Consider the following 13,009-nt stretch of genomic DNA (forward strand, 5'->3'; position numbering starts at 1 on the left):
ATTTATCTAAAAATATATGAAATCAAAAGTTAAGGAACTACAAATACCAAAGTTAAGTATTTTTAGTATTGTTTAGCACCTCAATGTGTTTCGTAAAAGTATTTTATAACTTGGTAAGATTTTTGTAAAGATATTTTTTATCATTAATTGTACATTTAGTATGCATAATTTTTATACAGGCTATGTTTAATTTTTATCATGCCAGAAAGATTATGGATTATTGTTATTTTTTATATTTAGATATTGATTAATTATTATTCTTATAAACCTATTTATGATAATATTACCCTCATAAAACTTTTACCCTTTAAATACTTCGGATTGTGAACTTGAAATTTAAACTATTAATATTTTTATTCTTTTTCTCTTTATTAAATGCAGAATATTTAGTATATGAGGATATAAATGGGAATAAAACATTAGACTATATTAAAAAAAAACAGCATACAATTTTTAAGAAAACAGATAAAGCAAGTTTTGCAGCAACGCAATCTGTAATCTGGCTAAGTATCACTTTGAAAAATGACTTAAAATATGCTTCTTCACAATATATTAGATTTAGAGAAGCTTTTCTTTATAAAATAGAACTCTATGATGAAAATAATATTCTAAAAGGAGGCTCAAGCGTTTCATTTAAAAATAAACAACTTCCATATGTGACAGATACTTTTAAAGTAGAACTTGAACAAAACAGTAGTAAAACAGTCTTTGTAAAGATATTGCCTAAATACAATGCAACTTATGCCTATGATATTTTTAAATCATATAATGAAGTAGATAAATATAATGATTTTTATGAAAATGTTTTTATGATATATCTTTCTATAATGATATTGATTTTAACTAGTGCCCTAATCATTTATTTTATATTTAAAGAGAAACTATTTATCTATTATATGTACTTTATATTTATAACTATGATTTTTCAGATATATCATTCTGGCTACATTTTGATGTATGTAGATATTCCCAATTTAGTTAAATATGCTGAGATTCTTGCACTTGCAGCATTGATTGGTACTACTTTATTTATTAAAAACTTTTTTAAAAAACAAGTCAATAAATACAGTTTCACAAAATATTTATTTCAAACTATACTAGCAATGTGCTCATTAGGAATCATCTTACTACTTTTTAATTTTAGTTATTATGTTGATCTTTTTATTGAACTAGTGATAATAAATTTTGGATTAATATCTCTATTTTTATTTGTACTATTTATGATTATCAAGAAAGTAAAATATAGTTTATTTATTTTTATTGGAATGTTCACTTTTATCAATACTTCTATGTATTGTGGTTTATACTTTACGGGAATAATTGATACTAGTTATGGACTTGTAAGTATGCAAATTGGTTCTATAATAGAATCTTTTGCTTTTCTTTCTTTGATTTTATTTCGTATTTATAATCGTATCCATACAGAAAAGGACAAAAGTGAAGAGTATGCTCAAAAACTAAATGAGATGCAAATCCTAGCAAAAATGGGCATATGGACATACGATGTTTATAATGATACTCTTCATTTGGACGCACCTGCAAAAAAGATATATGAAGTTAATAAAGATGTAATTAGTTTTAAACATTTTCTTAATCTCATCCATCCAGATGATAGAAAAGATATGTTAAAAATAAAAGAACAAACACTTTTAAAACAAAATATCTATGAATTTGAATTTAGATTAATCCTTAATTCTGATATCACAAAAATTAAATACATATCTATTCATTGGCAGTTTTCCTATGACAAGGAAAATAAACTAAGTCATATAAATGGATATATTATTAATAAAACAGAAAAAATTCTTGCACAAAAAAAATTAGAAAATCAACAATTACTAATAATGCACCAACAAAAACTAGCACAACAAGGGGAAATGCTAAGCATGATAGCTCATCAGTGGAGACAACCACTTACTGCCTTGTCAGCTACTACAAATGCTTTATTACTTAAAAATATGATGGGAAAAGAGATAAATTCAAAAGAACTTAACGATGAACTTAACTTAATATCTACATATACAAATCACTTGTCTTCTACTATAGATGACTTTAGAAACTTTTTCAAGGCAGAAAAAGAAAAAACTATTGTTTCCTTTGAAGAATTAGCTGATAAATCATTAAATATTATAAAACTATCCCTTGATACAAATAATATAAAGATATTAAAAAACTACAATTGTAAGCAAAGAGTTTATACATATGAAAATGAAGTAAAACAAGTGATATTGAATATATTTAAAAATGCAGAAGATGTACTAATAGAAAGAAAAATAAAAGATAAAAAAATCTTCATAGAAACAAAAGAAGAAGATAAATATATAGTGCTAACAATAAATGACAATGCAGGTGGAATAAAAGAAGAGTTGATTGATAAGATTTTTGAAGCATATTTTTCTACTAAAAAAAATAGAGATGGTACAGGACTTGGTCTTCACATGAGTAGAACAATTATAAATAAACATTGTGATGGGAACCTAGAAGCCTCTAATAATATACATGGTGCTGTTTTTACTATTAAAATTCCAAAAAATTGATATTCACGATAGTTTCACTTTTTGTTTTTAAACTTTCACATATAAACTTTAAGGAGTAAAAAATGAAAAAGTTATTAGCAATAGGTTTGATTATAGGTTTAGGAGTATCAAGTTTAAATGCAAAACAATTTGATAGACACTATGACAACTTTATAAAAGTAAATCCAAAAAAAGAAAGAGTCTCAAACTTTAGACAAAAGATTAGACATAATGAGATAAAAATCCAAAAACTTTGGGAGAGAATACAAGATTTAAAACAAATGAACAATAGGTACGCCCATAAGATAAAAAGAATAAGAACAAAAAACCATCATAGAAGATATGGTTTTCTTAGATAAAATTCTCTTTAAAATTTGGCTTTTCTAGGGGTTCACTAACATAGTTTCCTTGAGAAAAGTCAACATCTAATTTATTTACTAAGTCAAAAATCTCTTTATTTTCTACAAACTCAGCAACAGTTTTTAGGTTTAGATTTTTTGCAAATTTTATTATTGTTTCTACAATTTTGTAACTTGTTTTATCTTTTACAATATTTTTAATAAGTGAAGCATCAATTTTCAGACAATCAACATTCATCTTTAATAAGTGTTCAAAGTTAGAATATCCCGTACCAAAATCATCAATAGCAACTTTACAACCAAGCTTTTTAACTGCTTTAATAAAACATATCAAAACATCATAGTTTTTTATATTTTCATCTTCTAGAATCTCCCAAGTCAATCTTTTGGATACTTGATATTTTTTCAACATCTCTTCAATATATATCAAAAATGTTGGATCATTTATATCCTCATATGAAATATTAATAGAAAATTCATAATCAAGATTTTCAAACTCTTTGAAAGATTTTTCAATCACATTTTTAGTAATCTCTTTATATAAACATGCCTTTTTTGATATCTCTAAAAAGTGATAGGGGAGTACAACCTCATCATTTTGCTTATCATGTAGTCTTACTAAAACTTCATATTTCTGAACTTTTTTTGTGCGGTTATCTAAAATAGGCTGGAAGTAAACAATAACATCATTATCAAAAAGTGCTTTTTTTAACTTTTTAGTCCAATACATATTGTTTTCGTATTCTACTAGATTGTCAAGTTTTTCATAAAATACTAGATATAGTTTATTTTCCAATTTTGCTTTTTGAAGGGCTAAATCAGCAGTAATCAGTTTGTTCTTTTTTTTAGAAAAGGTTATACCAGCAACTGCATCAATATCTATTTCATATTCATGTTCTTTTATGATTTGATTATTTATACCACTTAGCATATAAAAAACTAAATCTTGAAACTCTTTTTTTGATAATCCAGTATTTGCTAAACAAAAAATATCTGAAGGAAACTTGTATAAAACCACACGATTGTTTATCAGTTCTATATATTTTGTTAGTAGTTCTTTTGTATGTTTTAAAACCTTGTCACCTATTCTAATACCAAAAAAATCATTTATTCCTCTAAAGTTTTTTATATCAATTATGGCAAGGGCATTTATAGGAAAAGAACCATTTTGTAAATCTTTTATTAGTTTTACACGATTTGGTAATTGGGTCAGGGAATCTGTGTATAAAAGTTTATTTATGCTTGTTTGATAATTGAGTTCTCTCTCAAAAAGCTCTTTACAAAATCTTATTTTTCGAATAATCAGTTCTTGAGACATCTCAAAATTGATATAATCATAGATAAAATCAAAGTCAACTTTTAAATCTTTTTCTTGAGTTATTACCAAGATAGGATTTGTAGTATAATCTAAGTTATTTTCTTCAATGATTTCTTTAAATTCTTCTAGAGAAAAGATATTAGGATTGATGATAATCATATGAATAGCTTCTTCTTTTAAAACTGCACTAAGAGTGCTATAGTCACTTAAGATACTTATTTTAGTATTGTTTAGACTATCTGTAATAAAAGAAAAGTTTCTTGATGAAAATTCATCATCTATAACTAATATATTAAATACCATGATTTCATTATACTATAAAAAATGATTATTTATTAGTTATTTTTAGAATATATTCTAAATACATAGTAAAGTGAGAATTAAATAAACTAGAGTTGAAGAGCGGAATAATAAGACTAGTCTTATTATTCAAATACTCTCCTAATTATTTTCTGAACATTCTTTTTCTAATGATTTAACAAATTGAGGATCTTTCATAAATGACTCAATATTTTTTGAAAACATTTTATTTAAATTTTGAAAAAGTACAGATGCTTGCACAAACTTTGATAAGCCATCAAGCTTTGTATTATATGTATTGTCCATTAATACTTTTTTATCTTTGTTGTATAAGACATATCTAACATCAGTGATTAAATCTACTGAAAATCCTAAATCATCAATTAATAATTCATTTACCTCTCCATCAAGTTCGCATGAACCTGTTTTAATAGATAATCCTGACTGTCTAAATTCTCTTCTTACTGCATTTGAAAAGAACACACCTATTGGGTCATCTAGAAATAATCCATCTCCTAATGCTGTATTAGGTATTTGTTTTTGAGTTACATCTTCTTTTGGAAGGTATCCAAAATCATTTACACTAACTCTACCCTCAAGTTCTAAAACAGAAGCAGGTCTATATTCAAGTGCAATCTTAGGCTTTGCTACACAACCACTAAATATGACTCCTACGATAAGAGTCAAAAATCCATATTTTATATATTTAATCATACTTATTCCTTTGGAGTTATTTTATTATTTTTAGAATTATTTTTTGTTTAAAAGTATATATGAATATCTAAATTGATTATTTGTATAGTTAAAAAAGGGTGAATGAAGTTTAGAATATTAGAAAGACCGATATAAAAACTACCTAGAGTTTAGATAAGAGATTTTAGATGGCACGCCTGGTAAGATTCGAACTCACAACCGCCGGGGCCGAAACCCAGTGCTCTATCCAGTTGAGCCACAGACGCGCTTTTATCAGTTTCACACTGATTGGAAGCGAATAATACATTGATTTTGTTTAAAAATCTCTGAATAGACTCTTATGCAGGCTCTAGGGAGGTTTAGATTTGTCTGCTTGCTTCTTTATTTTTATACATAAGTTCATCAACAGTATTAAGAATATCTTCCATATAATCACCTCTTCTAAAAGGGCTAATGCCATAAGAAAAAGAGAATTGAAGTTCATCTATTTTTGCAGATTTTAGTTTTTGTCTTGAAAGCTTTTCTTGGGCTTCAGAGATAGTTCTATCTACATTTAAAACTGTAGTTTTTTCTTTGTTAAATAAAACAATAAACTCATCCCCTGCATATCTTACAATATCAACACCTGGTTTTTGTAACTCTTTTTTTAAAAATCTTACAAGATATTTTAAAACCTGATCCCCAACAATATGTCCATAGGTATCATTTATAAGTTTAAATTTATTCAAATCTAAAAATGCCATAAAACCTTCATGTTGAAAAATATCATCATTTAGGTATTCATCAGCAAACCATTTTCTATTGTATGCACCAGTTAAAGGATCTGAAAAAAGTTGCTTTTGTAAGGCATTAATCTCATTTCTCATTTGAGCTATTTCTGAATTGATTTTTTCTAAAGAATTACTATCATTATTTTTTATAGCAATTTGAGCATCAGTTGTTGATTTATAAAAATTATCTAAATTTTTGTTTGTTTTCTTAACAATATTATTTACATAATTTGTATCATTATTTAATTCTTTTAAGACTACTTTTTCATCTTTAACATCTAGTTCAAGTCCCTTTGCAAAGGTTTCAAAAGTGCTTGAGTATTTCCCAGGCAAAATAATATCTTCATTTTTTAAGTTTTTTACAGTCAGGTATGTGACTTGTTTTAATTTATCGCTCATTTGTTAATCCCCATCCCAAAATAAAAAATTTTACTAGGAATTATCTAAATTCTTAATTAAGGATTATTTAATACTGTCCCTAAAATAGTCTCAAAATGAATCAATTAATATTAAAAAGAAAAATACAATACCTAGATATCCATTTACAGTAAAAAAGGCTTTATCAATTTTTGTAAAGTCTTTATTTACTAAGTAGTGTTCATAACTCAACATCGCTGCACTAATTAGCACAGCAAGATAAGCAAACATTCCACTATTTGAAGTTATTGCAAATAAAAGCCAAAATAACACTGTCAAAGAATGAAACACTTTAGATATTAGCATTGTTTTTTGTGGCCCAAATTTACTTGGTATTGAGTGAAGTCCAAGCTCTTTATCCACTTCAATATCTTGCAACGAATAAAGTAAATCAAACCCAGCAACCCAAAACATAACCCCAACACTAAGTAACACTGACCATAAAGTGATAGTTTCACTAACAGCAACGACCCCAGCAATAGGAGCAAGAGCGAGAGAAATACCAAGTATCACATGGGCTAAATAGGAAAATCTTTTAAAATAAGAGTATGAACCAATTACAAATAAAATAGGAACAGATAAATAAAAGGCCAAATCATTTACAAAATAAGCAACAACGATAAATTCAAGTGCATTTGCTATAACAAAAATTAACATCTGAGTTGCAGATACTCTTCCATCTACATTTGGTCTGTTGATAGTTCTTGGATTTAAGGCATCTATATCTCTATCCATATATCTATTAAAGCCCATAGCAAAGTTTCTAGCTGTAATTGCAGCTAAAATTCCCAAAATTAAAAGTTTGAAACCAAACCATGATGAACCATTTACTTCAACCGATGAAACAATCATCGCTATAAATATAAAAGGTAAAGAAAATATTGAGTGTTTGAACATAACAAGTTCATTAAAATCATTTAGTATAGTAGTAATTTTTTTCATGGAATGAAGTATATCAAAAAAGATATTTACAATTGTTTTGCTACAATCACTTTTATGAAAGAGATTGCAATTATTGGCTCAACAGCCTCAGGAAAAACTGGACTATCAATAGATATAGCACAAAAGACAAACTCTATTATTTTGTCACTTGATTCTTTATCAGTATACAAAGAGATAGATATAGCTTCTGCAAAGCCCTCAAAAGAAGAACGTGGGGATATAGTTCACTTTGGGATTGATGTACTTTACCCAAATGAGAAATTTGATGTTATACAGTTTTTTGAAGAGTACAAAAAAGCTAAAACTTATGCCAAAGAAAATGGTAAAAATCTTATTATTGTTGGTGGTACAGGTTTTTATTTAAAAGCTTTAGTTGAAGGTTTGTCAAGGGGTATTGAAAAAGAATATGACCTTGAGATGAGTTTAGAAGAAACTTATGATTTTCTATATAAATTGGATAAAACCTATATGGAAAAAATTGCAAGAAATGATATATACAGAGTTAGAAAAGCCTTCTCTATTTACAAGCAAAGCAATATGGCACCATCAAAATATTTTGAGATAAACAAAAAAGAACCTGTTGCAAAAGATTTAAAAATCTTTGAGATTTTATGGGATAGAGACAAACTTAGAGAAAGAATAGCATTACGAACTTCACAGATGATAAAAGATGGCATTATTGATGAAGTAATTTTCTTAGAGAGCAAATATAAAAGAGAACCAAATTGTATGGCTTCAATTGGTATTCTTGAAACTTTACAATACCTTGATGGAAAACTTGACAAAAAGCAACTTGAAGAAAGAATTGCACAAAATACTGCAAAATTAGCAAAAAGACAAAACACCTTCAATAAAGGTCAATTCAAAAATAAAACTTCAAATATTATAGAAAACTTAAATTCAGATATTATTAAGTATTTTTCGATATAATCCCAATCCATTAAAAGAGCTTATTAAAGGACGACAATAGATTCGATCTTTTCTTAGGCATTAATTAAAGTAAGGAAAATCAAGTGAAAAAAGATATTCACCCAGATTACAAAGCTTGTACTGTAACTTGTGCTTGTGGTAATTCATTTGAAACTAAATCAAATGTTGAGACAATGAGAATTGATATTTGTTCTGCTTGTCACCCATTCTTTACTGGTGAGCAAAAAATTGTTGATGCTGCTGGTAGAGTTGAGAAGTTCAAAGCTAAATACGCTAAAAAATAGTTTTTTAATAGCGTGTTAACATTAGTTCCCACCCCAATAGGAAATTTAGAGGACATCTCCAAGCGTTCTATAAATGCCCTTTTGGAAGCGGAACTGATTTTTTGTGAAGATACAAGAGTCACAAAAAAACTTCTAAACCTAATATCTCAAAGAGAAAATCTAACTTTTAAATGTAGTGAATTTAAATCTTTTCACTCACATAATGAAAATCAAATACTAAAAACTTTAACTCCTGAAACATTTGAAAAAAATATTGTTTATGTTAGTGATGCAGGGATGCCTTGTGTTAGTGACCCAGGTGCTTCATTGGTTCAGTATGCCATTGACAATAATTTAGATTACGATGTACTTCCAGGGGCAAATGCAGTTTTAACAGCCTTTGCTATGAGTGGCTTTGAACATACAGAGTTTACTTTTTTTGGATTTTTAGCTCACAAAGGGAAAGAAAGAAAAGAAAAACTTACTCAAGTTATGCAAAGTTCAATTTTATCTATTTTATATGAATCACCCCATAGACTGTTAAAAACACTTGAGGAGATTAAAAATATAGATGAAGAAAGAACTATTTTTTTAGCAAAAGAGTTAACAAAACTTCATCAAAAAACTTTCAAAGATTCTGCAAAAAATCTATTTGAGAAATTTAAAGAAGAGAACATAAAAGGGGAATGGGTAATTGTAATCCAACCTGTTGAGTTCAAAGGTCAAACCCTAGATTTAGATGATATAAAATCCCTAGATATCGCGCCAAAAGCAAAAGCAAAACTACTAGCTAAAATGACAGGAAAAAATGTTAAAGAGATTTATAATAGCTTGATGCAAGAAGATTAAATCTTCTTACATATGATTTTCTAACTGTTCTAAACTATTTTGAATTTGTTCAATTCTATTAATACTTTGAGATAATCTATCAAATTTATCTTTTTTATTAGCTATAAAACTATTAGTTGTTCTTGTACTATCTTTTATATTATTAAATGATTGATTTATAACTTCCGTATTTTCAGAAATTGATTTTAAAGAACTGCTAGCACTATTTATCATCCCTGCTGTATCCTTAACTGCTGTTACAGTTATATCAACTGAATCATTACTTGATTTTAATCCATCTTGTGTTCTTTTTGCTAACTTTTTAACCTCATCGGCAACAACTTTAAACCCTTTTCCATATTCACCTGCTCTACTTGCTTCAATAGCTGCATTCAATGCTAAAAGGTTTGTTTGAATTGCAATATCAGAAATAGATGAAAGAACTTTTTTAATCTCATCTGCATTTGATGTAAGATTTTCCATATTTGACACAAGTTTTATATTTGTTTCAACATTCGTCATAATATCTTTTGTAAATACTTCAAATTTATTATTAAGTTCATCAATAATCTCATTTGATTTTTGTGTATTATTATAAACATCATTGATAATAGAAACCATATCTTGAATTAAAGGGAAAGCCTCTTTTAGTTTTTCAATAATTGCTTTTCTAACCTTTGCCATAAGTTGAAGTTGATAGATTTCTCTTTTTTCATAATAAGCAGAATATTGTGCATATTTTTGTACAAAATTATCTACAAAGTCATCTTTGAAATCATCTTCATTTTCAACTTTGTAGAAAAATAAAGCTGTCAATGTTTGATTAATATTTACCCCTAATAACTCTCCAAATGTTGAAAACCCAGCTACTGGAAAGTCATTAAATGTTTGCAGAGCACCTAGTCTTTGTTGGTTTAAAAGTCTTCTTAGAATACAGTCATTGAACATTGCACCTAAAGGTGCAACTCTTTTTTGAGATGAAAATCTTCTATAATCTTCTTGTGTTTGAGAAACGAAGTCTTTATTTCTAACAAGATATAAGACATCACCAAAGGCAATATCACAGAAAAATGAGATACATTTATTTTCCACATCCACATTTGCAACTGATCTAATATAAATGTCTCCACCAACTTTAACGGCAAAGGTATAATCACCTAATACAGTTGGTAGTTCTTCAATTGTACAGCTTAATTGATAACTTAACATATCCAAGAAGTTTATTATCTCATTCGTTGATTCATTTAAAACACTATAAACTGTTCTTTTTAAAACATCAGCGTCAGCAACTAAGTAAGAGACATTTGTTTCCTCAACACTTTGTGACTTTAAAACACCATATCTATATCCATGTTTTAGTTTTACTAAACAAACAACTGCTTTATGTCTTACTGCTTGTGAATTATCGAAGATATAAGTTTCTTTAAAATCTAGTTTTCCACCAGCACTTCCACCAATAATCAAACATGGAAGCTTACCACTTTTATAAACTGCTTCTGTAAAAAAACTCTCTGAACTTGAAAGCCCATCCACAAAAGTAAGAGCAAAAGTATTTTCATGGTGTATTTTTGTATTTATGTTTTGTCTTTTTATCTCTTGTGTAATTCTATCAACTCTTTGAGAATGATCCATACTAGAAGAACTCATATCTTCACTAAATAAAGGAATAGATAAAACTTCAAGTGATTCAACCATAGATGATGAGAAAGATTGCAATACAATATTTTCCCAAGTTGAGCTTGCATCATTGTACAGCATTCCCCTTTTCTCATCAATATTAAAAGAACATAATTCCCCTGCTGTTGTAATCAAAATAACCTTTGTTTCACTTGGAAATAAAGATTTTATTTTTTGAGAAACACTATTGAAGTTTATATGTGGAGAGATATATCCTAAAATAAAAGCAGGTGAATCTTCACCAAAATACAAGCCCTTTACTAAAGTACTATCAATCTGTGATTCGGTAGTATTTACTGTTTTTATATATTCCAAATTGGTATTCATAATTTGCCTCTTACTAAATATTATTTTCTAAAGTATAACAAAAATTTATAGCATGAGTATATCTTTCTTTTATAAAAAAAATATTATTTATATTCAAAAGTAGTTTATCAACAATTTTTAGATAAAATCTTGCCATGATTATATATGGGAAACAAGTAGTACTTTATGTACTTGAGAGACATCCAAACCTTATTGAAGAGGTTATGTTCTCAAAAGAGATTGAACCAAAACTTTTTAAAAAGTTTACAAGTCTAAACAAAAAAATCATAAAACTTGATAACAAAAAAGCACAAAGTTTGGCAAAAGGTGGGAATCACCAAGGATTTTTTCTAAAACTTAGCCAATATGAAACAGTGTCTTTAAAAGATTTGAAAGATTCAAGTTTTATTGTTGTATTAGATGGATTAACTGATGTAGGTAATATTGGAGCAATTTGCAGAACTGCATACTCTTTAGGAGTTGATGCAATTATTGCAAGTAATGTTAAACAGCTAAACTATGAAGGAATAGCAAGAACTAGTAGTGGAGCTTTATTTGATATTCCCTTTTGCCAAGTACCAAGTATTCTTGATGTAGCAAATGAGTTAAAGCAACAAGATTTTAAACTATTTGGTGCAGCAACAGATGGAATAGATTTAAAAGAATTTGATAACACAAGTGAAAAAACAGCTTTACTTTTAGGAAGTGAAGGTGCTGGCTTATCAAATAAAATTATTAAAAAACTTGATGAAACAGTTTCAATTAAAATGTTCAATGATTTTGATTCTTTAAACGTTTCTGTTGCAGGTGGAATTTTAATTTATAATTTAAAAAAATAAGAGAGAAACTATGCTGAAAAATATTTTGAAAAAATTATCATTTATTTTTATTTTTTGTTCTGTATTATTAAATGGGGCAACTTTTAATGAAAAAATTGCAAATATCATTGGATACGATACATTCAATGAAAATCAAAGTTTAATAAATTATATTTTTCAAGATAAATCTGCTTATTATCAAAATCAATCTTTAAACTATCCAGCAGTTATGCAAAAATTGAAGGATAATGGTTTATTAAGTGTTTCTTTAAATGCGCCAGAAAATATTACAATTAGTTTCAATATTTCAAACGCACCAATAAAATCAATGAAAATCATTTCTGATTCATTGAAAAGATTAGGTTATTATCACTATTTTACGAAAAGTTTAGTTTATAATGAAGATAGAACCGCTACTTGGATTATAAATCTAAAAACAGAAGCCGCCATCGACCCTCTAATGCTATCAATTGAATTAGCACAAAGTAATTGCAAATTTATTGATATCAAAAAAGAGGGATATACTAAATGGTCGTATGTAATTGATACGTCCGAGTCAACTTTAGCAAAGTCTCAAAAGATTTTAGTAGGGGAAAAAGTTGATTTAAGAAAACCATTGAAGCCTTATTTCATAAATTTTGAAGAAGCAAGTGATTTAATTGTTTTATCAAAACCAGGTAATCAATGGTTTCCAAATATAGTGTTTTACGATAAAGATTTAAATATTTTGGAAATAGTTAAAGATGATAAAAAATCAAGGTCTTTAAAAGTAGCTATTCCAGAAGATACTAAATATGTAAAAATAGATGATATATACACGCTAGAAAATATAAAGCGTGGATTAAGTGTAATGATTAAATAAGGAGTGAAAT

12 protein-coding genes and 1 tRNA gene are annotated in these 13,009 nt (G+C 27.4%); 7 read left to right on the forward strand and 6 right to left on the reverse strand.

Annotated features, from left to right (window positions below; translation table 11 throughout):
- Positions 1-329: 329 nt before the first annotated feature.
- The gene (locus AC2TY9_RS02545; RefSeq protein ID WP_489779310.1) at positions 330-2,537 is read left to right on the forward strand and encodes an ATP-binding protein; all 2,208 of its coding nucleotides are present in this window, start codon (positions 330-332) and stop codon (positions 2,535-2,537) included.
- Positions 2,538-2,599: 62 nt separating this feature from the next.
- Positions 2,600-2,875: a hypothetical protein gene (locus AC2TY9_RS02550; protein WP_489779311.1), complete on the forward strand. Its 276-nt coding sequence runs from the start codon at positions 2,600-2,602 to the stop codon at positions 2,873-2,875.
- Here AC2TY9_RS02550 and AC2TY9_RS02555 read toward each other — a convergent pair.
- From AC2TY9_RS02555 to mqnP, 5 genes are all read right to left on the reverse strand, one after another.
- A complete protein-coding gene (locus AC2TY9_RS02555) occupies positions 2,868-4,496 on the reverse strand; it encodes an EAL domain-containing protein (RefSeq protein WP_489779312.1) in 1,629 nt (542 codons plus the stop codon). The two genes, AC2TY9_RS02550 and AC2TY9_RS02555, sit on opposite strands and share 8 nt — an antisense overlap.
- 138 nt (positions 4,497-4,634) lie before the next feature.
- Positions 4,635-5,207, reverse strand: coding sequence for a hypothetical protein (locus AC2TY9_RS02560; RefSeq protein ID WP_489779314.1), 573 nt, complete (start codon positions 5,205-5,207; stop codon positions 4,635-4,637).
- 168 nt (positions 5,208-5,375) lie between these two features.
- Positions 5,376-5,452 (reverse strand) — tRNA-Arg (locus AC2TY9_RS02565).
- Between the two features lie 93 nt (positions 5,453-5,545).
- On the reverse strand, positions 5,546-6,355 hold the full coding sequence (locus AC2TY9_RS02570) for a GGDEF domain-containing protein (protein ID WP_489779315.1): 810 nt from the start codon (positions 6,353-6,355) through the stop codon (positions 5,546-5,548).
- Between the two features lie 90 nt (positions 6,356-6,445).
- The gene (mqnP, locus tag AC2TY9_RS02575) at positions 6,446-7,315 is read right to left on the reverse strand and encodes a menaquinone biosynthesis prenyltransferase MqnP (RefSeq protein WP_489779316.1); all 870 of its coding nucleotides are present in this window, start codon (positions 7,313-7,315) and stop codon (positions 6,446-6,448) included.
- A 54-nt stretch (positions 7,316-7,369) separates the two neighbouring features.
- Between mqnP and miaA the strand changes: the two genes are divergently transcribed.
- The 3 genes from miaA (at position 7,370) to rsmI (ending at position 9,357) form a co-directional block, all read left to right on the forward strand.
- Positions 7,370-8,245 carry a tRNA (adenosine(37)-N6)-dimethylallyltransferase MiaA gene (miaA, locus tag AC2TY9_RS02580; RefSeq protein ID WP_489780396.1) on the forward strand — a complete coding sequence of 292 codons (876 nt, stop codon included), beginning with the start codon at positions 7,370-7,372 and terminating at the stop codon, positions 8,243-8,245.
- An 83-nt stretch (positions 8,246-8,328) separates the two neighbouring features.
- Complete coding sequence (gene rpmE / locus AC2TY9_RS02585) at positions 8,329-8,529, forward strand: 50S ribosomal protein L31 (protein WP_489779318.1); 201 nt, start codon at positions 8,329-8,331, stop codon at positions 8,527-8,529.
- A 12-nt stretch (positions 8,530-8,541) separates the two neighbouring features.
- Positions 8,542-9,357 carry a 16S rRNA (cytidine(1402)-2'-O)-methyltransferase gene (gene rsmI / locus AC2TY9_RS02590; RefSeq protein WP_489779320.1) on the forward strand — a complete coding sequence of 272 codons (816 nt, stop codon included), beginning with the start codon at positions 8,542-8,544 and terminating at the stop codon, positions 9,355-9,357.
- A 6-nt stretch (positions 9,358-9,363) separates the two neighbouring features.
- Here the strand turns inward: rsmI and AC2TY9_RS02595 are convergent, their stop codons facing one another.
- Positions 9,364-11,340 carry a methyl-accepting chemotaxis protein gene (locus AC2TY9_RS02595; RefSeq protein WP_489779322.1) on the reverse strand — a complete coding sequence of 659 codons (1,977 nt, stop codon included), beginning with the start codon at positions 11,338-11,340 and terminating at the stop codon, positions 9,364-9,366.
- A 134-nt stretch (positions 11,341-11,474) separates the two neighbouring features.
- On the opposite strand from AC2TY9_RS02595, the gene rlmB reads away from it, so the two are divergent.
- The gene (gene rlmB, locus AC2TY9_RS02600) at positions 11,475-12,158 is read left to right on the forward strand and encodes a 23S rRNA (guanosine(2251)-2'-O)-methyltransferase RlmB (protein WP_489779324.1); all 684 of its coding nucleotides are present in this window, start codon (positions 11,475-11,477) and stop codon (positions 12,156-12,158) included.
- A gap of 10 nt (positions 12,159-12,168) precedes the next feature.
- Positions 12,169-12,999, forward strand: coding sequence for a hypothetical protein (locus AC2TY9_RS02605; RefSeq protein ID WP_489779325.1), 831 nt, complete (start codon positions 12,169-12,171; stop codon positions 12,997-12,999).
- The last annotated feature ends 10 nt before the right edge of the window (positions 13,000-13,009 follow it).

The organism is Arcobacter sp. ISO1, assembly GCF_058105185.1.

Excerpts from the sequence above, each read along its gene's own strand:
- AC2TY9_RS02550 (WP_489779311.1), top strand. The coding sequence starts at position 2,600 with ATGAAAAAGTTATTAGCAATAGGTTTGATTATAGGTTTAGGAGTATCA.
- AC2TY9_RS02555 (WP_489779312.1), bottom strand. The coding sequence starts at position 4,496 with ATGGTATTTAATATATTAGTTATAGATGATGAATTTTCATCAAGAAAC.
- AC2TY9_RS02560 (WP_489779314.1), bottom strand. The coding sequence starts at position 5,207 with ATGATTAAATATATAAAATATGGATTTTTGACTCTTATCGTAGGAGTC.
- AC2TY9_RS02570 (WP_489779315.1), bottom strand. The coding sequence starts at position 6,355 with ATGAGCGATAAATTAAAACAAGTCACATACCTGACTGTAAAAAACTTA.
- mqnP (WP_489779316.1), bottom strand. The coding sequence starts at position 7,315 with ATGAAAAAAATTACTACTATACTAAATGATTTTAATGAACTTGTTATG.
- miaA (WP_489780396.1), top strand. The coding sequence starts at position 7,370 with ATGAAAGAGATTGCAATTATTGGCTCAACAGCCTCAGGAAAAACTGGA.
- AC2TY9_RS02595 (WP_489779322.1), bottom strand. The coding sequence starts at position 11,340 with ATGAATACCAATTTGGAATATATAAAAACAGTAAATACTACCGAATCA.
- rlmB (WP_489779324.1), top strand. The coding sequence starts at position 11,475 with ATGATTATATATGGGAAACAAGTAGTACTTTATGTACTTGAGAGACAT.
- AC2TY9_RS02605 (WP_489779325.1), top strand. The coding sequence starts at position 12,169 with ATGCTGAAAAATATTTTGAAAAAATTATCATTTATTTTTATTTTTTGT.